The following is a 25,720-nucleotide window of genomic DNA, read 5'->3' as shown; positions in this document are numbered from 1 at the left end:
GCAGGGACACGCCGTTCGCGATCGGCGCGAGCGCGCCCCGAGGCCAGGAATGCAGCGGTTCGCCCGCGCACCCGCAGCCGGTCGCGAGCATGCCCGCCTGGTCGCCGAGGATTTCGCGGCGGCGCTGAAGACGGGGCAACCTGCGTGGCCGGCGTCGCCGCTGCCGGCGTGTCTCGTCCGGCGTTCGAGACACTCAAGGCCCTCAAGGCCATCAAGACAACTGGGTGGCCGCCAGGCAAAGCACCATGCCGCCCATCGCCCCGTCCAGCAGGCGCCACGCCAGCGCCTTGCGAAACAGCGGCGCGAGCAGCCGCGCACCGTAGCCCAGGCCGACGAACCACAGCACGCTGACCGTCATCGCGCCGATCGCGAACGCGGCGCGTGCGCCCGCCGGCTCGCGCGCGCCGGCCGTGCCGATCAGCAGGAAGGTGTCGAGATAGACGTGCGGATTGAGCCAGGTGAAGGCGAGCGTCATCATCACGATCGGCAGCGCGCGCTGCGCCGGTGCCGCCGCCTGGCCCGAGGCGGCGTCGAGCGTGGCATGGCCGGGTTTCAGCGCGCGCAGCAGCGCGCTCAGGCCGAACCACACGAGGTAGGCCAGGCCGATGTAGAGCACGGCGTGGATAAAGGCCGGATAACGCTCGACCAGCGCGGAGGCGCCGCCCACGCCGACGGCGATCAGCAGCATGTCGGACAGCGCGCAGAGCACGACGATCTTGCCGATATGCGAGCGCATGATGCCCTGGCGCAGCACGAAGGCGTTCTGCGCGCCGATGGTGACGATCAGCGACGCGCAGAGCGCGGCGCCATGAGTGAAGGCGATCCAATTCATGGAATGTTGGGGCGGACGGTGGACTTGAGGGACGGATGCGGCTAGTCTGCGGGTTCGGGATGCATAAGAAAAGCTAAATTCCCTAATCTCTATGAAGGAAATCTGAATGCTCGACTACGCGCTGCTCGAGGCACTGTCCGCGGTGATCCGGCAAGGATCGTTCGAACGCGCGGCGAAGGACCTCAACGTGTCGCCGTCGGCGGTATCGCAGCGGATCAAGCTGCTCGAGGAGCGGGTCGGCAGCGTGCTCGTCAAGCGCGGGCAGCCGTGCGTGGCGACCACCTCGGGCGCGCTGCTGTGCCGGCATACGGAGCGCGTGCAACTGCTGGAGGCCGAGCTGTCCGGGCAGGTGCCGCATCTGCCCGGCGCGGTGGGCGCGTGGCCGACGCTGCGCATCGCGGTGAACGACGACAGCGTGGCGACCTGGTTCATCGATGCGGTCGCCCCGTTCTGCGCGCAGAGCGGCACGCTGCTCGACCTCGTGATCGACGACCAGGATTACACCGCCGAGCGGATTCGCGACGGCAGCGTGCAGGGCGCGATCACCGCGCAGGCCGAGCCGATCCAGGGCTGCCGGTCGACGCGGCTTGGCCGGATTCGCTATCAAGCGGTCTGTTCACCGGCGTTCCAGGCGCGCTATTTCGCCGACGGCCTCACGCGCGAGGCGCTGCGGCGCGCGCCGTGCGTGATGTTCAGCCCGAAGGACAGCCTGCAGATGCGCTTCATCCGGCGCGCGACGCGCACCGATCTCGATCCGCCGAAGCACTGGATTCCACACGTGGCAGGCTATCTGCGCGCCTGCGAGACGGGGCTCGGCTGGGGGATGTGCCCGGTTCGCATGGTCGAGCGGCAGGTGGCCTCGGGCGAGATGGTGGATCTGTCGGAGGGGCGCAGCATCGACATCGAGCTTTACTGGCAGAGCTGGCGGCTGTCGATCGGCTGGCTGGACGAATTCAGCCGCGTGCTGAAGGCCAGTGCCGCGCAATGGCTGGATTGAAGGCGGGCCGAAGGCGCGGACCGCAAAAAATAAAGGCGCCTCGGGAGGCGCCTTTTGTGATCGCAGGGCCGACAGGCGTCGGGCCTCGCTGGGCAGTGGCAGTGGGGTCCTGAGTCGAAGGCGGGATCGAGCCGCGCATCGGACCCTTCGATAACGGAACCATCAGATCTTGCGCAGTCCGTCGAAATCGAGCACGCGCACGACGCGCCCCTGCATGACGAGCAGGCCCTGCCGCTGGAACTTCGACAGCGTGCGGCTGACCGTTTCGAGCGTGATGCCCAGGTAGCTGCCGATGTCCTCGCGCGTCATGCGCAGGTTGAATTCGGTGGCCGAATAGCCGCGCACCATGTAGCGCGCCGAGACGTCGAGCAGGAACGAGGCGACGCGCTCGTCGGCGTTCAGCGACCCGAGCAAGATGGCCTGCGTCGTCTCGCGCACGATCTGCTCGCTCATCAGCTTCAGCACGCGCGCCTGCAGCGTGCTGGCCTCGGAGCACAGCGAGCGCAGCGAGCCGTAGGGAATCACGCAGACGGTGCTGTCCTCGAGCGCGACCGCGGTGCGCGGATGGTGGCTGTCGCAGATGCCGTCGAAGCCGAGCGCCTCGCCGGCCAGATGGAGGCCTGCCACTTGCTCGCGGCCGTCCTGACGCGTGGCGATGGTCTTGAGCGAGCCGGAGCGCACGGCGTAGAGGTTGTCGAACTCGTCGCCTTCGCGGAACAGCGCTTCGCCGCGGCGCACGGGGCGCGCCGCGCAGATCACCGATTCGAGCCGCTCGATGGCCTCGCTATTGAGGCCTTGCGGCATGCAGAGGTGGCGCATCGAACAGGTGGAGCAATGCGCGGCGGGATGGGGTGCCCAGGAGCTGGAGGAGCGGGTGGGGCGGGAGGAACGTTGGGCTACAGGAATCAACATGATGCGTACTCACACTTATGAAGAAGCAACGGTGACTATTGTCCCACCGGCTTTTCCATGGGCTGAGCGGCAAAACGCCGCGACGCGTAGTGCGTCGCGTTTTGCGCCACGGCAATGTGATCAGCGTTCCTTATCTTTTGCTTACGTTTCGTTTGAATGCGATGCCGCAGATGGGATCAGCAGCACCGGCAGGCAAGCCCGCCGGACGCATTGCTCGGCGACGCTGCCGAGCATCAGGCGTTTGAAGCCGCGCCGGCCGTGCGTGCCGAGCACGAGCAGGTCGGCGCCGTATTCGGTCGCCGCCTCGAGGATCAGCGAAGACACGTCGGCGAGCGTGGCGGCCTCGCCGGTCAGCACGTCGCCCGTCACGCCGGCCTCCTGCATGCGCTGCTCGAAGTCGCGCGTGAGGTCGCCGCCCTGTGCGACGAGCTGCTCGTGCAGCACGGACGGATCGTAGCCGGGAACGCTGTAATAGAGGGCTGCGTTCTCGATCGCATAGAACGCGCGCAGCGTCGCGTGCTCCGATTTCGAGAGGGCAAGGGCCGCATCGAAGGCGTGACGCGACGTGTCGCTGCCGTCGACTGCTACGAAGATGCGCTGGTACATGAGGGCTCCCTGGTGCGGTGGATGAAGGCCGTCCGGCGGCGCCGGATGCGGTTGAAGAGGATGCTGCGACGGAGGTTATACGATCGTTTCTCGATTTTCAGCGTCATGGAGGCGCTGTGCAATCATGTCGCACCTTGGCGCCGTTCCATACCGCCCGGCGGCGGCCGTGCACCACTGTCGAGCGTCGGTCGCCGCCGCTTGCGCGCGCTTTGCCGCGATCCGTGAAAACCCCGTGCCGGCCGCCTGCCGCATCGTGGAACGGTGCGCCGCGCCTCCTCATCGGGAGGATTTATTTCAGGTAGAAGACAGACAAGCGACAGAGTATGATGCGCTACGAGATCGGCGCGGCGGCCTCGGCCCGCCGCGCCGCTCCTGCCCGCGACGGGCACCGCGACACCCGGGACGGTGGCAGCGAAGAAAAACACAAGGGACACAAGCTGGGGCGGACTCATGCATTCGACGACAACGGCATTCACCCATCGTGGCTATCTTCTCAATTGCGCGCCGGCCCGTGCCGGCGACGGTTCGTTCCAACCCTACGTGGTGATTTCCCGATCGAGCGACGGCGAACTGGTCGCGAACCGGTTTTTTCCATCCGATCTCCATTTCTGCGAAGAAGGCGAGGCGGTCGCGCATGCGCGCGACTGGGCCGTGCGCTGGATCGACGCGAGCAACATGACGCTCTAGCCGCCGGCGGCAGCCCGGCATTTCTCGTGCTTATCCGAAACGCGGTAATCTTGTCGTCCTAGCCATCCTTCATTCTTCCAGCGCGGCCGCGGGTTTGCTCGCGGCCGGCTTCCCCTGCCATGTCGAATTCGTCCGCCGGCCGCTCCTGGGGCCTTGAACAGATCGTCGCCGAGCTGCGCGAGTCGCGCGAAACCCTGCACCGCACGCGCCACCCGCGCGGCATCCGCGAGCTGCCCTCGCGCGACGCCATCTGCAAGTTCGTGACCGGCCTGCGCGCCTCGCTGTTTCCCACCCATTACGGCGCGCCGGACCTGACCGACGAGAGCGTCGACTTCTATGTCGGCCACACGCTGGAGTCCACCCTGCGCGTGCTGCACGAGCAGGTGCGCCGCGCGCTGCGGTTCCTGCCCGAGCATGCGGACACCGGCTTCGCGGAGCTCGACGAACGCGCGTTCGAGATCGCGCGCACCTTCGGCCGGCAGCTGCCGTCGATCCGCGCGCTGCTCGTCAGCGACATCCAGGCCGCCTACGCGGGCGATCCCGCCGCGCAGCACATCACCGAGATCCTGCTCTGCTATCCCGGCGTGCTCGCGATGATGCATCACCGCCTCGCGCATGCGCTGCACCGGCTCGGCGTGCCGCTGCTCGCGCGCTTTATCAACGAGATCGCCCATTCGGCCAGCGGCATCGACATCCACCCGGGCGCCACGATCGGCCCGAGCTTCTTCATCGACCACGGCACCGGCGTGGTGATCGGCGAGACCGCGATCATCGGCGAGCGCGTGCGTCTCTACCAGCACGTCACGCTCGGCGCGAAGAGCTTCCCCGCCGACGGCGACGGCGCGCTCGTGAAGGGCAACGCGCGGCATCCGATCGTCGAGGACGACGTGGTGATCTACGCCGGCGCGACGATTCTGGGCCGCGTGACGATCGGGCAGGGCTCGGTGATCGGCGGCAATGTCTGGCTCACGCACAGCGTGCCGCCGGGCAGCAGCGTCGCCCAGGGCAAGGTGCGCGAAGGCGAACGCACGGAGCGCGACGGCGGCGCGTGACGCAGGTGCGCGCGGCACGCCGGTACGCCGGCGCCGCGCAGGCGGCCGGCCCGCCGCGAAGGTGAGATTTTTCGGGAACCGAGGCGCGTCGATCGAGACCGGCGCCGAGGCAGTGCCATCGCGGCAATGCGGATTCGATCCCGATCCTTCGGAGAACTGACGGGCGGCGTGGCCCGGCGCGCTTGCCCAAGCGAGAGGGCGCGCTGCGGCGGCAAGCCGGTGGCCGGCCGGCACCACGCGCCGCGCGGCGGCAGCGTGCGCGCAAGCCGCCGGTGCCGGCCGCTCAGCGTGACGTGGCCGGCGAGCGGTGCTTGTAGAGCACGTCCTGATCGACGCGGATCAGGTTTTGCCCCGCGTCCACGACGAAGTCGACGCCGTTGTACGCACTGCCCGTCAGCAGCAGGATCGCGTCCGCCACGTCGTCGGGTCCGGCGATCCGGGCGAGCGGCGTCGAGGCGCGGCTCGCGTGCTCGAAATCGGCCTCGGTCTGGTCGTCGCTGCGCAGCATCAGCCCCGGGAATACCGCGTTGACGCGCAGCACCGGCGCGGCCGACATCGCGAGCATCTGCGTCAGGTTGCCGAGCGCGGCCTTCGCGACCGTGTAGCTGAAGTGGTCGCGATGGAAGTTGTCGCGGATCTTTTGGTCGATCACGTTGATTACCACGCCCTGCGTGCCGGCCGCCTTCGCGCGATCGTGAAAGCGCCGCGCGAGCAGCAGCGGCGCGCGGCAGTTGATCTGCCAGGCGGCGTCGAGCGCGTCGAGCTCGAAGCTCGGGAAGTGGTCCTGCCAGAACACCGACGCGTTGTTGACCAGCACGTCGAGCCGCCCGAAGCGCGCGTAGACCGCATCGACGAGCGCCGCGCAGGCCTGGGCGTCGCTCAGGTCGGCCGGCAGCGCCGCGGCGGCGGCACCGGCCGCGTCGATCTCGTGCGCGGTGGCGTCGGCCGCGTCGGCCGAGCGGTCGTAATGCACGGCGACGCGGTAGCCGCGCTCGCCGAAGCGGCGCGCGAACACGCGGCCCGCGCGGCGCGCGGCGCCCGTCACGAGCACCACCGGCGCGGCGTCGGCCGAGGCGGCGGGGGGAGCGTGCCGTGCCATCACGTGTTGGTCAGGTTGACCGACGACGGATTCGCCACGATCGACAGGAATTCGCGGCGCGTGGCCGGATCGCTGCGGAACGTGCCGAGCATGCGCGAGGTGACCATCTCGACGCCGGGCTTGTGGACGCCGCGCGTCGAGATGCATTGGTGCGCGGCCTCGAGGATCACGCCGACGCCCTTGGGCTGCAGCACCTCGAACAGGGTATCGGCGATCTGCACCGTCATCTTTTCCTGGATCTGCAGGCGCTTGGCGAACGCATCGACGAGCCGCGCCAGCTTCGAGATGCCCACCACGCGGTGGTTCGGCAGATACGCGACATGCGCGCGGCCGATGATCGGCACCATGTGGTGCTCGCAATAGCTCTCGAAGCGGATGTCCTTCAGCACGATCATTTCGTCGTAGCCGTCCACCTCGCTGAAGGTGCGCGCGAGGATCTCGCGCGGTTCGAGCTGGTAGCCCCGAAAGAATTCTTCGTAGGCGCGCACCACGCGCGCCGGCGTATCGAGCAGGCCCTCGCGGGCGGGATCGTCGCCGGCCCAGCGCAGCAGTACGCGCACGGCATCCTCGGCTTCGGCGCGGCTCGGGCGCGCGATGTCGCTGGTGGTCGGGGCAGCGACGGGTTCCGCCGTCTTGTTGGCGGTCTTGCGTTTCGACATGCTTTCGAGCTCCTGATGGCGCCGCTCGGGCGGCTGACCAGACATTGTTTCATGCTTTTGGCGACCCCGCCGCCGGCTACCGGCTTGCGGCGCGTCAGGGTGTGCCGGCTCGGCGGCGCCGCGCTCGCGCGCCGCTTCATTTCGGCCATTCGTCGAGCGCGTCGTTGAAGAGGCCCGCCACCACGCCGCGCAGCCAGCTGGTGCGCGGGTCGTTGTGAAACTTGCGATGCCAGTGCTGGCGAAGATCGAAACGCGGCAGCGCGAGCGGCGGCTCGAGCAGCGTGATCGACGCGTGCTCGGCGGCATAGGCATAGCCGATCGCATGCGGGACGGTGGCGATCAGGTCGGTGCGGCCGAGGATGAACGGCAGGCTCATGAAGTGGCTGGTCTCGAGCACCGCGCGCCGGTGCAGCCGTGCCTTGGCCAGATGCTGCTCGAGTATCTCCTGGCTGCGCCCTTCGGCGCGCACCACCGCGTGGCCGCAGGCGAGGTACTGCTCGAGCGTGAGCGGCGCGCCCGCGAGCGGATGCCCGCGCCGCGCCAGGCAGATGAAGCGGTGCGAGAACAGCCGCTGCTGGAAGAAGTTGCTGCCGCCGAGATCGGGGAAATAGCCCACCGCGAGATCCACCGCGCCGGCCTCCAGCCCGCGTTCGACTTCCGTGTGCGGCAGCGACACCGAGCGCAGGTTCGCGTGCGGCGCCAGGCGCGCGAGCTCCTGCAGCAGCCTCGGCAGGAACACGATCTCGCCGACATCGGACAGCGCGAGCGAGAAGGTGCCGGTGGCGGCGGCCGGATCGAACACATGCGGCGTGGCCAGGCCGCGCCGGATCTGCGCGAGCGCGTCGCGCGCGGCCGGCACCAGCGCCAGCGCGCGCGGCGTCGGCTCCATGCCGCGCGAGGTGCGCACGAACAGCGGATCGCCGAAGTGCTCGCGCAGCCGCGCCAGCGCCGCGCTCACGCGCGGCTGGCTCACGCCCAGCAGATCGCCGGCGCGGGTCACGTTGCGCGCCTCGTCGAGCGCCACCAGGTAGGGGATCAGGTTCAGATCGAGTTCGAAATCGAGTTCGGGCATGGCGCGAGCATTATCGGAAATCGATATGAACCATATCTCCAAAATGGCATTGCCGCATAGTCGGTGTCGCACCGACAATCGCTCCACAACGTATTCATCCATCGAATCAAAGTTCAGGAGACGAACAATGCGTACCCAGGTCGCGATCATCGGTGCCGGCCCCGCCGGGCTGCTGCTGTCCCATCTGCTGCGCCTGCGCGGCATCGACGCCGTGTTGATCGAGGCGCGTTCGCGCGAGTATTGCGAGAACCGGATTCGCGCCGGGGTGCTGGAGCAGGGCACCGCCGATACGCTCGACGAGGCCGGGCTGGGCGCGCGGATGCACCGCGAGGGGCTGCTCCACCACGGCATCGAGCTGTTGTTCGCCGGCGAGCGCCACCGCATCGACCTGTCGGCGCTCACCGGCGGGCGCGCGATTACCGTCTACAGCCAGCACGAGGTGGTGCGCGACCTGATCGCGGCCGGCGTCGCGCACGGCCACGAGATGCATTTCGAGGTGAGCGAGGTCGCGCTGCACGACGTCGAGAGCGAGCGCCCGTCGGTGACGTTCCGCCATCGCGACGGCCGCGCCGGGCGCATCGACTGCGATTTCATCGCCGGCTGCGACGGCTTCCACGGCATCGCGCGGCAGACCATTCCCGAAGCGCTGCAACGCACCTTCGAGCGCGTCTATCCCTATGCGTGGCTGGGCATCCTCGCGCAGGCGGCTCCCTCGCTCGACGAGCTCGTCTATGCGCATCACGAGCGCGGCTTCGCGCTGTTCTCGATGCGCTCGCCGACCGTCACGCGCCTTTATCTGCAATGCCGCCCCGACGAGGATCTCGCCGCGTGGTCCGACGCGCGGATCTGGGACGAGCTGCACCTGCGCTTCGCGAACGCCTCGGGCTGGACGCCCACCGAGGGGCCGATCATGCAGAAGGGGGTCACGCCGATGCGCAGCTTCGTCTGCGAGACGATGCGCCATGGCCGCCTGCTGCTGGCCGGCGACGCCGCGCACATCGTGCCGCCCACCGGCGCGAAGGGGATGAATCTGGCGGTGGCCGACGTGCGGACGCTGGCGCACGCGCTCTCGGCCCACTACGCGGGCGACGCGGCGCCGCTCGACGGCTATTCGGACCGCTGCCTCGAACGCGTCTGGCGTGCCGAGCATTTCTCCTATTTCATGACCAACATGCTGCACCCGTCGCCCGACGATTCGCCGTTCGTGAACCGCCTCAAGCTGGCCGAGCTGAAATACGTGACGCGCTCGCGCGCGGCCGCCCAGGCGCTGGCCGAGAATTACGTCGGGCTGCCGTTCGACGAGGCCCTCGCCCCGGCCACCCTTGCCGCCTCCGCGTCAGCCCGCCTTGACAATGCGCCGAGCGAGATTCTATGATCGCCGCATCGTTCGCTAAACGAATCTAGGTTCGATATACGAACAAATGGGCTGCCCGGTGGCCCGATGCGGCGTGGCCCGAGTGAATCCGGCGCGCTGGCCGGCCGTCGCGCTGCGCGACGCGGATTCCCTCAGGAAGAGTCATGGTCAACAAGATTTTCGATTCCCTGCAGTCGGCGGTGGCCGACATCCATGACGGCGCGACCGTCATGATCGGCGGCTTCGGCACGGCGGGCATGCCGTCCGAGCTGATCGACGCGCTGATCGCGCATGGCGCGCGCGATCTGACGATCGTCAACAACAACGCCGGCAACGGCGAAACCGGCCTGGCCGCGCTGCTGAAGGCCAGGCGCGTGCGCAAGATCATCTGCTCGTTCCCGCGCCAGTCCGATTCGCAGGTGTTCGACGCGCTCTACCGCGGCGGCGAGATCGAGCTGGAGCTGGTGCCGCAAGGCAATCTCGCCGAGCGCATCCGCGCGGCCGGCGCCGGCATCGGCGGGTTCTTCACGCGCACCGGCTACGGCACGAAGCTGGCCGAAGGCAAGGAAACGCGCGAGATCGACGGCAAGCACTACGTGTTCGAGACGCCGATCCACGCCGATTTCGCGCTGGTGAAGGCGTTCAAGGGCGACCGGTGGGGCAACCTGGTCTATCGCAAGACCGCGCGCAACTTCGGGCCGGTGATGGCGAGCGCGGCGAAGACCACGATCGTGCAGGTCTCGCAGGTTGTCGAGCTTGGCGGGCTCGATCCCGAACAGATCGTGACGCCCGGCATCTTCGTGCAGCGCGTCGTCGAGGTGCCGCAGGCCGTCCATGCGGCCGAACTCGCCGCGCAGGCCGCCTGAACCCGGAGAACCCACGATGAAACGACTGACCCGTGATGAGATGGCCCAGCGCGTGGCCCGCGACATTCCCGAAGGCGCCTACGTGAACCTCGGCATCGGCGTGCCGACGCTGGTGGCGAACCACCTCGACGTGAACAAGGAAATCTTCCTGCACAGCGAGAACGGCGTGCTCGGCATGGGCCCCGCGCCCGAGGCCGGCGCCGAGGACGACGAGCTGATCAACGCCGGCAAGCAGCACGTCACGCTGCTGACGGGCGGCGCGTTCTTCCACCACGCCGATTCGTTCGCGATGATGCGCGGCGGCCACCTCGACTACTGCGTGCTCGGCGCGTTCCAGGTGTCGGCGCGCGGCGATCTGGCCAACTGGCACACCGGCGCGCCCGACGCGATCCCCGCCGTGGGCGGGGCGATGGATCTCGCGATCGGCGCCAAGCAGGTGTTCGTGATGATGGAGCATCTGACCAAGCAGGGCGAAAGCAAGATCGTCGCCGAATGCTCGTATCCCGTCACCGGCATCGGCTGCGTGACGCGTATCTACACCGACCTGGCCGTGCTCGACGTGACGCCGGCGGGCCTTGCCGTGAGCGAGATCTTCACCGATCTCTCGTTCGACGAGCTGCAGGCGCTCACGGGCGTGCCGCTCGTCGACGCGACCGAGCGCGCCACCGCGTAGGCGCCGGCGGCGGCCTCGCCAGCGGGCACCGGCGCGTGCCGCGGCGAGCCCGGCGCGGCGGCGATGCGCCGGGTTCGCGCCGCGCCGCCGCTGCCTGCCGCCGGCACCACGCCGGCGCGGCCGGCGCACCCTGCCGCGCTTCGGTGGACAATACGCGCTATCGGCCCTTTTCGACCTTGCCATCCTCCCATGTTTGAACACAGCGCCCGCTTGACTTCCCTGATCGGCGGCGATGCCGCGCTGATCCGGATCTGGTCGCCGACGGCGACGCTGCAGCGCATGCTCGACGTCGAGGCCGCGCTCGCGCGTGCGCTCGCCGCGCACGGCGTGATTCCGGCCGCCGCGGTCGCGCCGATCGAGGCCGCCTGCCGCGCCGAACGGCTCGACGCCGAGGCACTCGCGCGCGATGCCGCGCTCGGCGGCAACCTCGCGATTCCGCTCGTCAAGCAGCTGACCGCGCGCGTCAAGGACGCCGACGCCGAGGCGGCGAAGTTCGTCCACTGGGGCGCGACGAGCCAGGACATCCTCGACACCGGCCTCGTGCTGCAGCTGCGCGAGACCTTCGACGCGCTCGCGCTGCGGCTCGACACGGTCTGCGCGTCGCTTGCCGAGCTGGCGCGCGTGCACCGCGCCACGCCGATGATCGGCCGCACCTGGCTGCAGCAGGCGCTGCCGATCACGCTGGGCCTGAAGTTCGCGCAATGGCTCGACGCGCTGGGCCGCCACCGCCGGCGTCTCGCCGCGCTGCGCGGCGAGGTGCTGGTGCTGCAGTTCGGCGGCGCGGCCGGCACGCTCGCGAGCCTGCGCGAGGCCGCGCCGCGCGTGGCCGCCTCGCTCGCGGCCGAGCTGGCGCTCGCGCTGCCCGACCTGCCGTGGCACACGCAGCGCGACCGCATCGCCGAGACGGCCGCGTTCTTCGCGATGGTGATCGGCACGCTCGGCAAGATCGCGCGCGACATCTCCCTGCAGATGCAGACCGAGATCGGCGAGCTGGCCGAGCCCGCCGCGGCCGGCAAGGGCGGCTCGTCCACCATGCCGCACAAGCGCAACCCGGTCGGCTGCGCGGCCGTGCTGAGCGCCGCCGTGCGCGCGCCGGGGCTTGCCGCCACCGTGTTCGCCGGGATGGTGCAGGAGCACGAGCGCGCGCTGGGCGGCTGGCAGGCCGAGTGGGACGCGCTGCCCGAACTCGCGCGGCTCGCGGGCGGCGCGCTCGCCGGTGTCGCGCAGATCGTCGGCGGCCTGCAGGTCGACACCGCGCGGCTTGCCGCCAACCTCGACGCCACGCGCGGCCTGGTGCTCGGCGAGGCCGTGATGCTCGCGCTCGGCGACCGGATCGGCCGGCTCGACGCGCACCACCTGGTCGAGCAGGCCTCGCAGGAAGCGGTGCGCACCGGCCGCACGCTGCACGAGGTGCTGGCCGCCGAGCCGGCCGTCGGCGCGCACCTGACGCCCGACGCGCTGCGCCGGCTGCTCGATCCCGCCCATTACGTCGGCGAAGCCGCTGCGTTCGTCGATGCCGTGCTCGTGCGCCACGCGGGCCACGCCTAAACCAAGGAGAACCAACGATGCCCTTTGCTTCTGTCAACGGTGTGAAGCTGCATTACCGCATCGACCGCGCCGCGAGCGCCGACGCACCGTGGCTGGTATTTTCGAATTCGCTCGGCGCGGACCTGACGATGTGGGCCGCGCAGATCGCGGCGCTGCGCGCGCGCTTCAACCTGCTGCGCTACGACACGCGCGGCCACGGCCACTCGGACGTGCCGCCCGGCCCCTATACGATCGACCAGCTGGCCGGCGACGTGGTCGGCCTGCTCGACCAGCTCGGCATCGAGCGCGCCCATTTCTGCGGCATCTCGATGGGCGGCCTGACCGGCGCCGCGCTGGCCGCGCGCTATCCGCAGCGCATCGGGCGCGCCGTGCTCGCCAACACCAGCGCGAAGATCGGCACGCCCGAGGTGTGGGAGCCGCGTGCCGCGAAGGCGCGCGACGAAGGCATGCACGCGCTCGTCGACGCGGTGCTGCCGCGCTGGTTCAAGCCGGCCTTCTTCACGGCCGAGCCGCGCCTCGTGGACGTGATACGCGACGTCTTCGTCCATCACGACCGCCACGGCTACGCGGCCAACTGCGAGGCGCTGAACACCGCCGACCTGCGCGAGGACGTGAAGGGCATCGCGCTGCCGGTGCTGGTGGTGACGGGCGCGCACGACATGTCGACGCCGCCCGAACTTGGGCGCGCGCTGGCCGCCGCGATCCCGGGCGCGCGCCACGTGGAGTTCGATGCCGCGCACATCTCCAACATCGAATGTGCCGACGGCTTCAATCGCGCGCTGCTCGATTTCCTGACCGCCTGACGAGGGACCGACGCATGGACGACAAGCAACGCTATGAAAACGGGCTGGGCGTGCGCCGCGCGGTGCTCGGCGAGGCGCACGTGGAGCGCTCGCTCGCCAACCGCAGCGAGCTGACCACCGACTTCCAGGATCTCATCACGCGCTATGCCTGGGGCGAGATCTGGACGCGCGAGGGGCTGCCTCGCCATACCCGCAGCCTGCTGACCATCGCGATGATGGTGGCGCTCAATCGTGGCGAGGAACTCGCGCTGCATCTGCGCGCCGCGAAGAACAACGGCGTGACGCGCGACGAGATCAAGGAAGTGCTGATGCAGGCCGCGATCTATTGCGGCGTGCCGGCGGCCAACTCGGCGTTCCATCTCGCCGAGCGGATCTTCAAGGAGGAGGACGCGGCCGCCGCGCCATGAGCGCGGGCCGGGCCGCGCCGCTGGCGCGGCGGACGCGCCCGGCGCCGGGTTGAATGACGCGGCGAACGCCGCGTGCGCGCAACGGGGCGGTGGCCATGGGTGGCTACCGCCCCGTTTTCATTCCGGCGCGTCGTGGACCTTGGCGAACTGGCGCAGGTAGGCACGCAGTGCCGACTCCACGCCGCGCCGATCGGCGGGCGTGGCCGCGCGCATCGTGTGTTCGTCGCCGAACAGCGTGCGCGGCGCGACGTACATGCCGACTTCGCTGTGTTCGCGCGTGACGCGGATGTGATGGGTGTTGGGGTGATATTCGGCGAGCCAGTGCAGGCCCTCGATGCGGTCGCCGGCTTTCACGATGGTCTTCATTGGCTGTCTCCTGGCCGGGCGCGTGCGCCGTCGGCGCGCCGGCACCCGGACGCTCAGCCTACGCTTGCCGACGGCGAGCGGCAAGCGGGGCGCGAACGCGCGGCGAGGCGCTGCGCGCACCGAAGGCCGGCGCGCCTGGCCGCGGCGGCGCCGCGCGAGCCGCGATCCGTCAAGCCGCGAGCTTCGCCGCGGCGGGATAGAGCGAGGCCACCAGCAGCCCCGCCATCGTCACGTTGAACGCGCGCAGCCGGCGGCGGTTCGACAGGAAGCCGCGCATGCCCTGGCCGAACGCGGCCCACACGCTGATGCACGGGAAGCCGACCAGGATGAACACCACGGCCATGCCCATCGCGTTGGCGCCGTAGCTCTCGGAGAGTTGCACGGTGGTTGCCGCGGTCAGCACCATCATCCAGGCCTTCGGATTGACCCACTGGAATAGCGCGGCCTCGACGAAGGTCATCGGGCGTGCTTTGCCTTGGTGAGCACTCACTTCGCCCGAGGTGGCGATCTTCCAGGCGAGATAGAGCAGATAGGCGATGCTCGCGACTTCCAGCACCGTATAGAGCAAGGGCATGCGCGAGAACGCCTTGCCGAGGCCGAGACCGATCGCGAGCATCATGATCGCCACGCCGCTGCTGATGCCGACCATGTGCGGCATGGTCCGGCGGAAACCGAAATTGACGCCCGAGGCGAGCAGCATCGTGTTGTTCGGGCCGGGCGTGATCGACGTGACGAGCGCGAACAGCATGCCGGCGGGCAGGGCGCTCAGGGTGTTGATGTCCATGGGGGGCCTCTTCTGCGGTGTCGCCTGGGCGGCGTGTGGATGAAGGGCCAGTGTAGCGACAGACTTCGATACAGTACCGATACAGTTTTGCGTTAAGGCGCCGGTACGAGTTCGGGGCGGCATGGCCGCTTGCCGCCCAAGCCTGCCGTCAGCCGATCGGGCGTGCGGCCATGCTGCGGCGTGCCGGCGTGCCGTGCGGCATGCGTGCCAACGCCCGCGGCAAGCCTGCCCGCGCCAGTCACCGCGCCTGGCTCGTTTCGCGCCTCGTCTTGCCGCGGGGATGGCGGTCGCTGCTTCATGGCCAGGTCGGGCGGTGGCGGGTTCGAACGAACGCGTAGATTCATAAAATACCGAATAGCGGGAAATGAATCTAGAAATCGAAGTTGAGGGAACCGTCCCTTCGACGCTTTTCCTGGTGAAAATTTCGAAAATATCGGGTAAACGTGGATCGAAACAAGTGGCCAAGACGACGTGCGTAGTTTGACAAATCCCGTATTTCGGGATTAAATGAAAAACAGTCAAACTCGCCGAGCCGTCCCATGAACCTTCCACAGTTGCACCGCGATACCGAAGCAAGCAGCGGGGCGAGCGTCGTGCTCACCACGGCGCGAGACGCCGGCGTCGGCGTCTGTTTCGCCAATCCCGGCACCACCGAGATGCCGTTCGTCGGTGCGCTCGACACCGTGGCGGGCGTGCGCCCGATCCTCGGCCTGTTCGAGGGCGTGTGCACGGGAGCCGCGGACGGCTACGGCCGCATGGCCGGCAAGCCCGCGATGACGCTGCTGCACCTCGGCCCCGGCCACGCCAACGGCATTGCCAATCTGCACAATGCGCGCCGCGCCCGCACGCCGATCCTGAACATCGTCGGCGATCACACGCGCGCGCATCTGAAGTACGACGCGCCGCTGACGTCCGACATCGAATCGCTCGCGCGCCCGGTGTCGGTGTGGTACCGCAGCGTGGCGCGCGACACCGATCTCGCGACCGATACGGCCGACGCGATTGCCGCTGCGATGGGCGCGCAGCGCGGCGTCGCGACGCTGGTCCTGCCCGTCGATCTCCAGTCCGCGCGGATACGCGGCGGGGCGTCGCCCGCGGTCGTGCGCCCGGCTGCGGCCTCGTTCGACCCGGAGCGCGTCGAGCGGGTGGCCGATCTGCTGCTCGGCGGCGATCGCGCCGTCCTGCTGCTGGGCCAGCGCGCCTTGTCGGCGCGCGGGCAGCGCGCGGCCGCCCGCATCGCGGCGGCGACCGGTGCGGCCTGCTTCAGCGAGACGTTTCCGGCGCGGGCCGAGCGCGGCGGCGGCCTGCCCGACATCGACCGCCTGCCTTATTTCCCCGAGCCGGCGCTGGCGGCGCTGGCGGGCCGGCGCGTGGTGCTGGCCGGCGCGCTGGCGCCCGTCACTTACTTCGGCTACGACGGGATTCCCGGCGAGCTCGCGCGGCCGGACGATATCGTCATGCTGGCGGCCCCGGGCGACGCGGCGGACGACGCGCTGGAGGCGCTGGCCGAGCGGCTCGGCGCGGCAGCGAATGACCAGGGCGTGTGCGTCGAGCGCTGGCAGGTGGCGGGCGGGCCGCTCACGCCGCAGGCCGTCGGCTGCGTGCTCGCGAATGCGCTGCCCGATAACGCGATCGTCTCGATCGAGGGCGGCACCTGCGGCTACCCGTTCGTGACCGCGTCGGCGCGCGCGCGTCGCCATACCATTCTCACGAATACGGGCGGCGCGATCGGCCAGGGCCTGCCGGTGGCGCTCGGCGCGGCCGTCGCATGCCCGGACCGCCGCGTCTTTGCGCTGCAGTCCGACGGCAGTGCGCAGTACACGATCCAGTCGCTGTGGACCATGGCGCGCGAGCGCTTGCCGATCGTGATGCTGATCGCCTCGAACCGTCGCTACGGCATCCTGCAGACCGAGCTCGCGCGCAGCGGCCTGCCGGCCGACACGCCGCACGCGAGCCGCCTGACGCAACTGGACGATCCGCCGATCGACTGGCTCGCGCTGTCGCGCGGCTATGGCGTGCCGGCCCGACGCGCGAGCGACACGCAGGCGCTGGTGCGAGCGCTCGACGACGCGCTCGCTCATGCCGACGGGCCGACACTCATCGAAATGCAGTTGTCCTGATCGCGCCGCGCGATCGTTTCCTCAATCCCGACTCTCACCTCTCATCGACATGGATCTGCAACTGCACGGAAAAGCCGCGTTCATCACCGGCGGCAGCATGGGCATCGGCAAGGCGGTCGCGCTCGAACTGGCGCGCGAAGGCGTCGACGTCACGATCGCCGCGCGGCGCATGGAGCACCTCGAAGCGGCGGCTGCCGAGATTGGCGCGGCGCTCGCGCCGCTGGGCAGCGCGGCCGGCGCCATCCTGCCCGTCACGATGGACACGACCGACATGGCGTCGGTCGAGGCGGCGATGGCCGCGAGCGTCGAGCGCTTCGGCCGGCTCGACATCCTGCTGAACGGCGCCGCGCACCCGGGCGGGCTGGTGCGGACGGAGCTGGAGCAAGCGGACCCGCAGGGGCTGCTGCAGGACATCGATATCAAGGTGGTCGGCTACCTGCGCTGCGCGAAAGCGGCCGCGCCGCACATGCGGCGCAACGGCTTCGGCCGCATCGTGAACATCGGCGGCCTGACGGGGCGCGGCAGCAAGCAGCTGTCCGGCATGCGCAACGTGGCGATCGTACACCTGACCAAGACGCTGTCCGACCAGCTCGGCCCGTTCGGCATCACGGTCAACACGATTCATCCGGGCGTGGTCGAGACGCCGCACATTCACGAACTCTACGAGAAAGAAGCGCAGAAGCAGGGGCTCACGGCCGCGGCGGTCGAGGCCGACTACGTGAAGCTCACGCCGATCCGCCGCGTGCTGCAGCCGGAAGAAATGGGGTGGATCGTCGCGTTTCTCGCATCGCCGAAGTCCGGCGCAATCACCGGCGAGTCGATCGGCTGCGACGGCGGACTCACGCGCGGAATTTTTCTCTGACACAAGGAGCACTTCATGACCGCAACCGTACTGGTCGCCACCGCGGGGCAGGGCATCCTGCGCTCGAACGACGAGGGCAAGACCTGGCATCGTCTCGGGCTAGCCGAAGCGATCGAGTTCGACGGCATCGTGCGCGCGCTCGCGGTGGACCCCGCGACGCCGTCGCGCGTCTATGCCGGCGCGGATTCGGGGCTGTGCATCAGCGAGGATGGCGGCGCGCACTGGTTTCGCCCCGATAACTGCCTGAACGGGCAGACGGTCTGGTCCATCGCGATCGACCCCGCGAACCCGGCGGTCATGTATGCCGGCACCGGCGCGCCGTCGCGCGCCGCGCTCTACAAGTCGAGCGACGCCGGCCTGACGTGGGCGAGAACGGCGCCCGAGCTTGCGGAGTTCTGCTCGGGCGTCAATCGTCCGCGGCTGCTGACGATCTGCGTGGACCCGGACGACAGCAACCAGGTGTGGTACGGCGTGGAGGAGGGGGGGGCATGGCGCAGCGGCGATGCCGGTGCGAGCTGGACGCGCGTGGATGGCCCCGGCACCGCGATCCGCAACAGCGACATTCATGCGATCGCCGTGCTGCCCGCCGCGCAGGGCCGGCCCAAGACCGCGGTGCTGCTGACGGTCAACGCGGTCTACGTGAGCGAGGACGAGGGCCGGACCTGGGACGGCAAGCTGTCGCGCGACCGCTTCGATGGGCTGTACTACACACGGACCGTGGTGCAACTGCCGCAGCCGGGAGGCGACCTGCTGATGGCGATCGGCGACGGCACGCCGGGGACCCGCAGCCGCATCTATCGCTCGACGGATCGCGGCCATGCGTGGCACGAGACCGAGCTGCGCACGCCGCCGAACTCCACGTTCTGGGCGTTCGGCGTGCATGCGGCCCGGCCGGCGCTCGTCTATGCGGGCACCAAGTACGGGCACCTGTTCCGTTCCAGCGACGCGGGCCGAAGCTGGACCAAGGAATGGCGCGATTTCAGCGAGATCACGGCGGTGGCGTGGACCCCGTTCGAGGCGCCGCTCGCCGCCCACGCGCAGTCGACACACTGAGCGGAGCGAGCGATGACACCCTCCGATGTCCGGCAACGCGCCGAGCGCGCCAACGCGAGCGGCTTGCCGCTGCCGACCCCGCGCGTGCAGCGCACCCACCTGTCGCTGTTCGTGCGCGACCCCGTTCGCTCCGGCATCTGGTACGCCGAGGTGCTGGGGATGACGGAAACCGCGCGCGGCGAGCAATGGGTGTTCATGTCCTTCGGCCAGAAGCACCACGACATCGCGCTGATTCGCGCGGCGTCCGACGCCGAACTCGGCACCATCGGCCTGCAGCACTACGGCCTCGAAATCGCCGGCGGCCTGACCGAGCTGCGCCGCCTGTACGGGATGCTGCTGCGCCGCCAGGTGCCGATCGTCAAGATCACCGATCACAAGGTTGGGATCGGCGTGTATTTCACGGATCCCGACGGCAACCGGCTCGAATTCTTCTGCGAGACCGTCACGGACGACGAAGAGGGCAAGCGCGTGCTGCATCGCTACCACGCGCCGAGCGATCCGTTCCAGCTCGAGCCGCTGTTCGACTGAAGCGCTGAATTTCCACCCGCGTCATCGAAGCTTTATCAAGGAATACTGATGAACAAGACCGCCAATTTCGAAGGCTTTCATATCCGCAAGTGGTATACGCAGATCGAGGATTCGCTCGCGAACGAAACCGGCCAGCTCGCGGATGGCGAGCCGCTGCGCAAGATCGTGATCGCCGCGGCCGTTCACAACCCTTATGCCGGGCGCTTCAGCGAGAATCTCGACGCGCTCGTGGGAGCGTCGCCCGCGCTCGGCAAGGCGTTCGCGCAGCGCATCGAATCGCTCGCCGACGGCCGCGCCATCGAGAGCTACGGCAAGGCCTGCCTGGTCGGCTCCGCCGGCGAATACGAACACGGCAACGCGTTCCTCACATCGGTCTTCGCCGAGCCGATCCGGGCGGCGCTGGGCGGCGGGAAAGCGTGGGTGCCCTCGAGCGGCAAGCGCGGCCCGATCAATACCGTGATCGACGTGCCGCTCGCGCACAAGGATGCGCTCTACGTGCGTTCCCACTACGACACGGTGACCTGCCTGTTTCCCGATGCGCCGAACGACGACGAAGTCCTGGTGATCTTCGCGTTCGCCACGCGCGGCCGGCTGCATGCGCGGCTCGGGGGCCTGAAGGCGAGCGAGATCGCCGGCCGCGACGGCCTCGTCTGATCGCGCATGCCGGCCGGGGAGCAGATGATGAACACGGCATCCGCCAGCAATGGATGGGTCGACAACGATGGACTGCGGCTGCACTATGTGATCTGGGGGCGCGACGATGCTCCCACCGTGGTGATGCTGCACGGCTTGCGCAGCTACGCACAGACCTGGGCGCCCGTCGCCGATACGCTGATCGACCGCTACCGGGTCGTCGCTCTCGACCAGCGCGGGCGCGGGCTGAGCGACTGGGATCCCGGGCGGGATTACCACGCGGCGGCCTATGTGCGCGATCTCGAGGCGCTGGTGCAGGCGCTCGACCTGCGACGCTTCGTGCTGGTGGGGCACTCGATGGGCGGCGCCAACGCGTTCGTCTACGCGTCGGCTCGGCCGGAACGAATCGCCGGTCTGGCGATTGAGGACATGGGGCCCGGGGCGTCGGCCGGCTCGCCGGGTTCCGCACGCATCAAGCGCGAACTGCAGGACACGCCGAACGCATTCGCCTCGTGGGACGAGGCGCGCGCGTTCTGGCGGCGCCAGCGGCCCCGCATCGCGCAAGCCGCGCTCGATTCGCGCCTCGTGCACTCGCTCAAGGCAGATGCGCGCGGCCGGATCGTATGGCGGCACGACGCGGAAGGGATCGCGGCGGCGCGGCTGGCCGCGACGCCCGAGCAGCTCGTCGATCTCTGGCCGCTGATCCGCGACCTGCGGGTGCCCACCTTGTTGTTGCGCGGCGGCGATTCGGATTTCCTGTCCGCGCAGGTGGCGGCCGAAATGGCGGCCGCCAATGCCTGCATCGAACGGATCGACATTGCCGGCGCGACGCATTACGTGCACGACGATCAGCCGGCGGCATTCAATCGCGCGCTGCGCGGCTGGCTCGATCGTCTCGATGACGCGGCATGGCGCGCGGGGGGGCGGGTCCAATGAAAGCGAACCACCGGCACCGCACCTCGGTCGCCATCGTCGGTGCGGGGCCGAACGGCGCGGCCATGGCGAACCTGCTCGGCCTGTACGGCGTCGATACGATCGTTGTCGAGCGGGCGCCGCAGATCGTCGAATTCCCGCGCGCGGTGGGCATCGACGACGAGGCGCTGCGGCTGTTCCAGACGGCCGGTCTGGCCGACGAGCTGAGCCGCGACATCATCCAGAACGTGCCGCTGCGCATGTTCAAGGCGAACGGCGAATGTTTCGCCGACATCCGTCCGTCGCTACGCGAGTTCGGCTGGTGGCGCCGCAACATCTTCATGCAGCACCTGGCCGAGCGCACGCTGCGCGACGCACTGAAGCGCTACCCGCACGTGTCGCTGCGCACGGGCGAGGAGCTTGTCGGTCTGACGCAGGACGAGACGGGCGTGAGGCTTCAGATATGCGCCGCCGACGGGCAGCGATACGAACTCGACGCCGACTACGTGGTGGCAGCCGACGGCGGACGCAGCCCGGTCCGTGAGATGCTGGGCATCAAGCTGGCCGGCACGACCCATCCGCTCAAATGGGTCGTGGTCGACGTGAAGAACGCGCAGCTCGACCAGCCGTGTACCGCGCTGAACTGCGATCCGCGGCGCCCGAACGTCTGCATTTATCTGCCGTTCAATTATCGACGCTGGGAATTTCTCGTGTTTCCGCACGAGGACGAGCAGGCGATCGCGCAACCGGAGTCGGTCCGCGCGCTGATCGCGCCGTACGTCGACGACGTCGATCGCCTCGAGATCGTGCGTGCGCGCACCTACACGCATCACTCGCGCGTGGCCGAACGTTTCGTCGCCGGCCGGGTGGCGCTCATCGGCGATGCCGCGCACCTGAGCCCGCCGTGGATCGGCCAGGGGCTGAATGCGGGGCTGCGCGACGTGGGCAATCTGGCGTGGAAGCTGGCGGGAGTCGTGAGCGGCAGCTTGCAACCGGGTGTGATCTCCAGCTACGAATCGGAGCGCCGCGATCACGCCAAGGCGATGATCGATCTCGCCGACACGTTCGGCGCGATGCTGATGCCCACCAGCCGTCTGGTCGCGTTCCTGCGCGACCGCTTGCTCGGACTCGCGCGCTATGCGCCGGGCCTGAAGGACTATGTGCTGCAGATGCGCTTCAAGCCGATGCCGAGCTATACGCGCGGGATGGTGGTGACGGGCGCGTCGGACGCCGTCGGGCGCATGATCGTCCAACCCGAGGTCGAAGCGGCGGACGGCGCACGTCGCAAGCTCGACGAGGTGCTCGGCCCGTGGTTTTCGATCATCGGCTGGCGATGCGATCCGCAAGCGTGCCTGAGCGACCAGGATCGCGCGTTCTGGGCCGCGCTGGGCGCGAGGTTCGTGCAGATCGTGCGTTCGCGCAGCGGAACCTGCCGCGAGCAGCGCATCACGAGCGCGCACGGCAGCGAGTGCGTCGAGGACGTCGACAACGCGATGGCCGACTGGTTCACCAGGCATCCCGGGCCGCTCGTGGTCGTCCGTCCGGACCGCTATGTGGCGGCGCAAACGGACGCGGCCGGCATGGCCGGCGTGACCGCGGCGTTCCAGGCATTTGCATCGCCGCAACGGGAGGCCGCGCATGTTTGTTGAGCAACGCACCTACACGCTGGTGCCGGGCGGCGTCGCCGAGTATCTGCAACTGTACGCGGCCTGCGGCCGTGCCGCCCAGGAGCGGGCGCTCGGCACGATGGTCGGCTGTTTTGCGACGGAAATCGGGCCGCTCAACCAGCTCGTCTATCTGTGGGCGTTCGCCTCGCTGGACGACCGTTCCCGGCGCCGCGCGCTGCTGATGGCCGATCCCGAGTTCAGAACGTTTCGCGGCAAGGTCCGGCACCTCGTGGTCCGCCAGGAAAATCAGATCCTGCGACAGGAAATCGGCGGCCTGCTGCCGGCGCCGCCACCGGCCGCGTGATACGCACGCCGTCCGGCCCATCCCGCCGTCTCTACCGAGGTAATCGTCTTGCTCCCGCTCACGCCCCAGGCTTCCCGCCCGACGCCCGACCCGCAACGCGATTACGCGTCGCTCCATCTTCATATCGACGGGCTGTTCCTTCAGGCCGACGGCCGGCCCACGCAGCCCGTTCTCGACCCGGGCACCGGCGACCTGCTCGGCGCGCTGCCGCACGCGACGCCGGACGATATCGACGCGGCAGTGCGCGCCGCGCATCGCGCGTTCGCGACGTGGCGCCGCGAGTCGCCGCTGGCGCGCTCGGATCTCTTGCGCCGCGCCGCCGCGCTTGTGCGCGAGCGTGCCGTGACGATAGGCCGTCACATCACGATGGACCAGGGCAAGCCGCTGCGCGAGGCGATCGCCGAGGTCGTGTCGTCCGCCGAGCAGCTGGAATGGCATGCCGAGGAAGGGCGCCGCACCTACGGCCGCGTTGTGCCGTCGCGCTCGCCGGACGTCGCGCAGACGGTACTGCGCGAACCGATCGGCGTATGCGCGGCGTTCTCGCCGTGGAATTTCCCGTTCAGCCAGGCGATGCACAAGATCGCGGCCGCGCTTGCCTCGGGATGCACGCTGGTGCTGAAGGGGCCGGAGGCGTCGCCGAGTGCGGTTGTCGCGCTCGCGCGCATCTTTCACGATGCCGGACTGCCCGCCGGCTGCCTGAACCTCGTCTGGGGCGTGCCGGGCGACGTGTCGAGGCGGCTGATCGAATCGCCGCTCGTGCGCAAGGTCTCGTTCACGGGCTCGGTGCCGGTCGGCAAGCAACTGGCCTCGCTTGCCGCTTCGCACATGAAGCGCATGACCATGGAGCTGGGCGGGCATGCGCCGGTGCTGGTCTGTGCGGATGCCGACATCGACCGCGCCGCGACGATGCTGGCCGCGTACAAGTTTCGCAATGCCGGGCAGGTTTGCGTGTCGCCGACGCGCTTTCTCGTGCAGCGCCCGGTGTTCGACAGGTTCGTCGCCGCGTATCTCGAGGCGGTTGGCAAGATCCGCGTCGGCTATGGCTTGGAGGAGGCCACCACGATGGGGCCGCTCGCGCACGCGCGGCGCGTATCGGAGCTCGAGGCCTTCGTCGCCGACGCGAAGGCAAAAGGGGCGGAGATCGCCGCGGGCGGGGCGCGCGTGTCGGGGCCGGGGCATTACTTCATGCCGACGGTGGTGCTGGGCCCGGCCCGCGACACGCGGCTGATGAACGAAGAGCCGTTCGGCCCGATCGCCGGAATCGTGCCGTTCGATGCGCTCGACGAGGCGCTCGACGAAGCCAACCGCTTGCCGTTCGGTCTCGCCTCGTATGCGTTCACGACATCGGCGCGCCAGGCGCACCGGATCGGCCGCGCGCTCGAGGCCGGCATGGTCAACATCAATCACTTCGGCATGGGGCCGGCGGAGATTCCGTTCGGCGGCGTGAAGGACAGCGGATTCGGCAGCGAGGGCGGAACGGAGACCTTCGACGGCTACCTGGTCACCAAGTTCATCACGCAGATGAATTGAGCGCGCGCGGCCGGGCGATCGGCCGGCGCCTCGCTGGCGGCGCCGCAGGCAGGCTCAGGTGGCGTCGCCGATCCGTGCCGTGGCGTCGATCAGGAGCTTGCCGAGTACCTGTTCGTCGAACAGCGCGAAGTGTTCGGCGCGAAAGATCAGCGACAGGCTGCTGTTGATCTCGCCGCTGCTGGCCGTGCGGATCGGCGCGGCGATGCCGACGAACCCGGCGTCCAGCTCGCCCCGCGAGATGCAGTATCCGGCCTCGACGATCTGCTGGCAGGCACGCCAGAACTGCGTCCAGTCGGCGGCGAACTCGCCCAGCTCGGCGTGGTGCCGTTCGTGCAGGCGCTTCAGCCGCGAGCGCGACATCGCGGCCACGATCACTTTCGACGACGCACCCTGGAACAGCGGCATGATGCGGCCGCGGCCGAAGCCCAGCTGCAGGTTCTCGGCGCCGGTTTCGTGCATCACGTTGATGATTTGCTCGTCGAACAGCGTCGAGACGAGCGCGTCGCCGCCGGTGACCTGAACCAGTTTCTGGATGACGGGCCGTGCGGCGGTCAGCGTCGGGTCCGACTGCCGCATGTTGTAGTCGAGATGGATGATGCGCGGGCCGAGCGTATAGCGGCCGTTGGTGCCGACGAGCAGGCCGACCGAAGCCAGCTCCTTCACGTAACGGTAGCAAGTGGTGCGCGAGAAGCCCAGATGCTCGGCGATTTCCTCGGCGGTCATCGACATCGCGGACGAAGAGAAGACGTCGAGGATGGACAGCATTTTGGTGAGGCTCGACATGAGGGGATCCGGGATTCAGACGGCTGGCGGCAATGGAACGGGGAAGACGAACGCGGGTCGGGCTGCGGCACGGCATGCGCGGCCGCGGGCAGCAGGCCCTAGTCTAACGTAAGTCTTGGGCAGGCAACTGGAGCCGCGCGGGCGAACGGGCAGGAGGCGGGCGATGCGCTTCGGGATGGGGCTTCCGGGCGCCGTCGATACGGATTCCTATTCGAAAGGAAGAAGCCTAAACAGGCCGAGGCCGCTGCCGCGCCGCTGGCTCGACGGGCGCCTTGGGGGGGCATTCAATGAGGAGACCCAGATGGAAGCATGGTACGCAGTGGCGGCTCGGTGCGGTTGCGGTACCGTTGCCCCGACGTCTGCGCAATCGGGCGTGACGCTCCACGGTTCGCTGGGCACGGGCATGACCTAGATGAGCGAGGCGGCATCGGCCCCGCGCGGCGGGCGTCTGCTCGCACGCCAGGCCGGCGTGGTGCGCAACGATGTATGGGGGCTGACGGGCAGGCCGACTATTCCTGGTCGAAACGCACCGGCCTTTACGCCGTATTGGCACGCGCGCACGACGGGGCCTATGGCGCCCAGCTCCAAGCGCCGCTCGGCGGCGCGGCGTC

At 69.2% G+C, this 25,720-nt stretch carries 27 protein-coding genes; 18 read left to right on the top strand and 9 right to left on the bottom strand.

The window, feature by feature from the left end:
• Window positions 1–211 precede the first annotated feature (211 nt).
• Window positions 212–832: a LysE/ArgO family amino acid transporter gene (locus KS03_RS02730; RefSeq protein ID WP_012732944.1), complete on the bottom strand. Its 621-nt coding sequence runs from the start codon at window positions 830–832 to the stop codon at window positions 212–214.
• Between the two features lie 106 nt (window positions 833–938).
• Between KS03_RS02730 and KS03_RS02725 the strand changes: the two genes are divergently transcribed.
• Entirely contained in the window at window positions 939–1,829 is an 891-nt protein-coding gene (locus tag KS03_RS02725) for a LysR family transcriptional regulator ArgP (protein WP_012732945.1), read from the top strand.
• Window positions 1,830–1,991: 162 nt separating this feature from the next.
• On the opposite strand, the gene fnr is transcribed toward KS03_RS02725, so the two are convergent.
• Together fnr and KS03_RS02715 are read right to left on the bottom strand one after the other, a co-directional pair.
• Window positions 1,992–2,741 (bottom strand): fumarate/nitrate reduction transcriptional regulator Fnr, encoded by a 750-nt coding sequence (gene fnr / locus KS03_RS02720; RefSeq protein ID WP_012732946.1) that lies wholly within the window; start codon window positions 2,739–2,741, stop codon window positions 1,992–1,994.
• A gap of 141 nt (window positions 2,742–2,882) precedes the next feature.
• Entirely contained in the window at window positions 2,883–3,347 is a 465-nt protein-coding gene (locus KS03_RS02715) for a universal stress protein (RefSeq protein ID WP_012732947.1), read from the bottom strand.
• 450 nt (window positions 3,348–3,797) lie between these two features.
• Here KS03_RS02715 and KS03_RS02710 point away from each other — a divergent pair, with 450 nt between their 5' ends.
• Together KS03_RS02710 and epsC are read left to right on the top strand one after the other, a co-directional pair.
• The gene (locus tag KS03_RS02710) at window positions 3,798–4,034 is read left to right on the top strand and encodes a hypothetical protein (RefSeq protein WP_012732948.1); all 237 of its coding nucleotides are present in this window, start codon (window positions 3,798–3,800) and stop codon (window positions 4,032–4,034) included.
• A gap of 119 nt (window positions 4,035–4,153) precedes the next feature.
• Entirely contained in the window at window positions 4,154–5,086 is a 933-nt protein-coding gene (epsC, locus tag KS03_RS02705; protein WP_012732949.1) for a serine O-acetyltransferase EpsC, read from the top strand.
• A gap of 283 nt (window positions 5,087–5,369) precedes the next feature.
• Here the strand turns inward: epsC and KS03_RS02700 are convergent, their stop codons facing one another.
• From KS03_RS02700 to KS03_RS02690, 3 genes are all read right to left on the bottom strand, one after another.
• Complete coding sequence (locus tag KS03_RS02700; RefSeq protein ID WP_012732950.1) at window positions 5,370–6,185, bottom strand: SDR family oxidoreductase; 816 nt, start codon at window positions 6,183–6,185, stop codon at window positions 5,370–5,372.
• Window positions 6,185–6,844: a GTP cyclohydrolase I FolE gene (folE, locus tag KS03_RS02695; RefSeq protein WP_012732951.1), complete on the bottom strand. Its 660-nt coding sequence runs from the start codon at window positions 6,842–6,844 to the stop codon at window positions 6,185–6,187. The genes KS03_RS02700 and folE overlap by 1 nt, the downstream gene beginning before the upstream one ends.
• Window positions 6,845–6,980: 136 nt before the next feature.
• Complete coding sequence (locus tag KS03_RS02690; RefSeq protein WP_012732952.1) at window positions 6,981–7,916, bottom strand: LysR family transcriptional regulator; 936 nt, start codon at window positions 7,914–7,916, stop codon at window positions 6,981–6,983.
• A 127-nt stretch (window positions 7,917–8,043) separates the two neighbouring features.
• Between KS03_RS02690 and KS03_RS02685 the strand changes: the two genes are divergently transcribed.
• The 6 genes from KS03_RS02685 (at window position 8,044) to pcaC (ending at window position 13,567) form a co-directional block, all read left to right on the top strand.
• Window positions 8,044–9,291 (top strand): 4-hydroxybenzoate 3-monooxygenase, encoded by a 1,248-nt coding sequence (locus KS03_RS02685; protein ID WP_012732953.1) that lies wholly within the window; start codon window positions 8,044–8,046, stop codon window positions 9,289–9,291.
• A gap of 143 nt (window positions 9,292–9,434) precedes the next feature.
• A complete protein-coding gene (locus KS03_RS02680; protein WP_012732954.1) occupies window positions 9,435–10,136 on the top strand; it encodes a 3-oxoacid CoA-transferase subunit A in 702 nt (233 codons plus the stop codon).
• 16 nt (window positions 10,137–10,152) lie between these two features.
• Entirely contained in the window at window positions 10,153–10,809 is a 657-nt protein-coding gene (locus tag KS03_RS02675; RefSeq protein ID WP_012732955.1) for a 3-oxoacid CoA-transferase subunit B, read from the top strand.
• A gap of 189 nt (window positions 10,810–10,998) precedes the next feature.
• Entirely contained in the window at window positions 10,999–12,357 is a 1,359-nt protein-coding gene (locus tag KS03_RS02670) for a 3-carboxy-cis,cis-muconate cycloisomerase (RefSeq protein ID WP_012732956.1), read from the top strand.
• A gap of 17 nt (window positions 12,358–12,374) precedes the next feature.
• Window positions 12,375–13,160, top strand: a complete 786-nt coding sequence (gene pcaD, locus KS03_RS02665) for a 3-oxoadipate enol-lactonase (RefSeq protein WP_012732957.1) — start codon at window positions 12,375–12,377, stop codon at window positions 13,158–13,160.
• A 14-nt stretch (window positions 13,161–13,174) separates the two neighbouring features.
• Window positions 13,175–13,567: a 4-carboxymuconolactone decarboxylase gene (pcaC, locus tag KS03_RS02660; RefSeq protein ID WP_012732958.1), complete on the top strand. Its 393-nt coding sequence runs from the start codon at window positions 13,175–13,177 to the stop codon at window positions 13,565–13,567.
• A 117-nt stretch (window positions 13,568–13,684) separates the two neighbouring features.
• Here the strand turns inward: pcaC and KS03_RS02655 are convergent, their stop codons facing one another.
• Window positions 13,685–13,933, bottom strand: a complete 249-nt coding sequence (locus tag KS03_RS02655) for a hypothetical protein (protein ID WP_012732959.1) — start codon at window positions 13,931–13,933, stop codon at window positions 13,685–13,687.
• A 169-nt stretch (window positions 13,934–14,102) separates the two neighbouring features.
• Window positions 14,103–14,717: a LysE family translocator gene (locus tag KS03_RS02650; protein ID WP_012732960.1), complete on the bottom strand. Its 615-nt coding sequence runs from the start codon at window positions 14,715–14,717 to the stop codon at window positions 14,103–14,105.
• A 539-nt stretch (window positions 14,718–15,256) separates the two neighbouring features.
• On the opposite strand from KS03_RS02650, the gene KS03_RS02645 reads away from it, so the two are divergent.
• From KS03_RS02645 to KS03_RS02605, 9 genes are read left to right on the top strand one after another with little or no spacing between them, the layout of a single operon-like run.
• Complete coding sequence (locus tag KS03_RS02645) at window positions 15,257–16,837, top strand: acetolactate synthase large subunit (protein WP_012732961.1); 1,581 nt, start codon at window positions 15,257–15,259, stop codon at window positions 16,835–16,837.
• 49 nt (window positions 16,838–16,886) lie between these two features.
• Window positions 16,887–17,699 carry an SDR family NAD(P)-dependent oxidoreductase gene (locus KS03_RS02640; RefSeq protein ID WP_012732962.1) on the top strand — a complete coding sequence of 271 codons (813 nt, stop codon included), beginning with the start codon at window positions 16,887–16,889 and terminating at the stop codon, window positions 17,697–17,699.
• 15 nt (window positions 17,700–17,714) lie between these two features.
• Window positions 17,715–18,752 carry a WD40/YVTN/BNR-like repeat-containing protein gene (locus KS03_RS02635; RefSeq protein WP_012732963.1) on the top strand — a complete coding sequence of 346 codons (1,038 nt, stop codon included), beginning with the start codon at window positions 17,715–17,717 and terminating at the stop codon, window positions 18,750–18,752.
• A 12-nt stretch (window positions 18,753–18,764) separates the two neighbouring features.
• Entirely contained in the window at window positions 18,765–19,280 is a 516-nt protein-coding gene (locus KS03_RS02630; protein ID WP_012732964.1) for a VOC family protein, read from the top strand.
• Between the two features lie 48 nt (window positions 19,281–19,328).
• Entirely contained in the window at window positions 19,329–19,934 is a 606-nt protein-coding gene (locus KS03_RS02625) for an amino acid synthesis family protein (protein ID WP_012732965.1), read from the top strand.
• A gap of 27 nt (window positions 19,935–19,961) precedes the next feature.
• Window positions 19,962–20,849 carry an alpha/beta fold hydrolase gene (locus tag KS03_RS02620; RefSeq protein WP_232252202.1) on the top strand — a complete coding sequence of 296 codons (888 nt, stop codon included), beginning with the start codon at window positions 19,962–19,964 and terminating at the stop codon, window positions 20,847–20,849.
• On the top strand, window positions 20,846–22,474 hold the full coding sequence (locus KS03_RS02615) for a bifunctional 3-(3-hydroxy-phenyl)propionate/3-hydroxycinnamic acid hydroxylase (RefSeq protein ID WP_012732967.1): 1,629 nt from the start codon (window positions 20,846–20,848) through the stop codon (window positions 22,472–22,474). Before KS03_RS02620 ends, KS03_RS02615 begins: the two co-directional genes overlap by 4 nt.
• Window positions 22,464–22,796 carry an NIPSNAP family protein gene (locus tag KS03_RS02610; RefSeq protein WP_012732968.1) on the top strand — a complete coding sequence of 111 codons (333 nt, stop codon included), beginning with the start codon at window positions 22,464–22,466 and terminating at the stop codon, window positions 22,794–22,796. The genes KS03_RS02615 and KS03_RS02610 overlap by 11 nt, the downstream gene beginning before the upstream one ends.
• A gap of 48 nt (window positions 22,797–22,844) precedes the next feature.
• The gene (locus tag KS03_RS02605; RefSeq protein WP_012732969.1) at window positions 22,845–24,326 is read left to right on the top strand and encodes an NAD-dependent succinate-semialdehyde dehydrogenase; all 1,482 of its coding nucleotides are present in this window, start codon (window positions 22,845–22,847) and stop codon (window positions 24,324–24,326) included.
• Between the two features lie 54 nt (window positions 24,327–24,380).
• Here KS03_RS02605 and KS03_RS02600 read toward each other — a convergent pair whose 3' ends face one another.
• Complete coding sequence (locus KS03_RS02600; protein ID WP_012732970.1) at window positions 24,381–25,109, bottom strand: IclR family transcriptional regulator; 729 nt, start codon at window positions 25,107–25,109, stop codon at window positions 24,381–24,383.
• Window positions 25,110–25,720: the final 611 nt, after the last annotated feature.

The sequence above is a fragment of the Burkholderia glumae LMG 2196 = ATCC 33617 genome, assembly GCF_000960995.1.
Classification (GTDB): domain Bacteria; phylum Pseudomonadota; class Gammaproteobacteria; order Burkholderiales; family Burkholderiaceae; genus Burkholderia; species Burkholderia glumae.
Note: the sequence above shows the minus strand (reverse complement) of the source record. Positions and strands in the feature narration are given on the sequence as shown.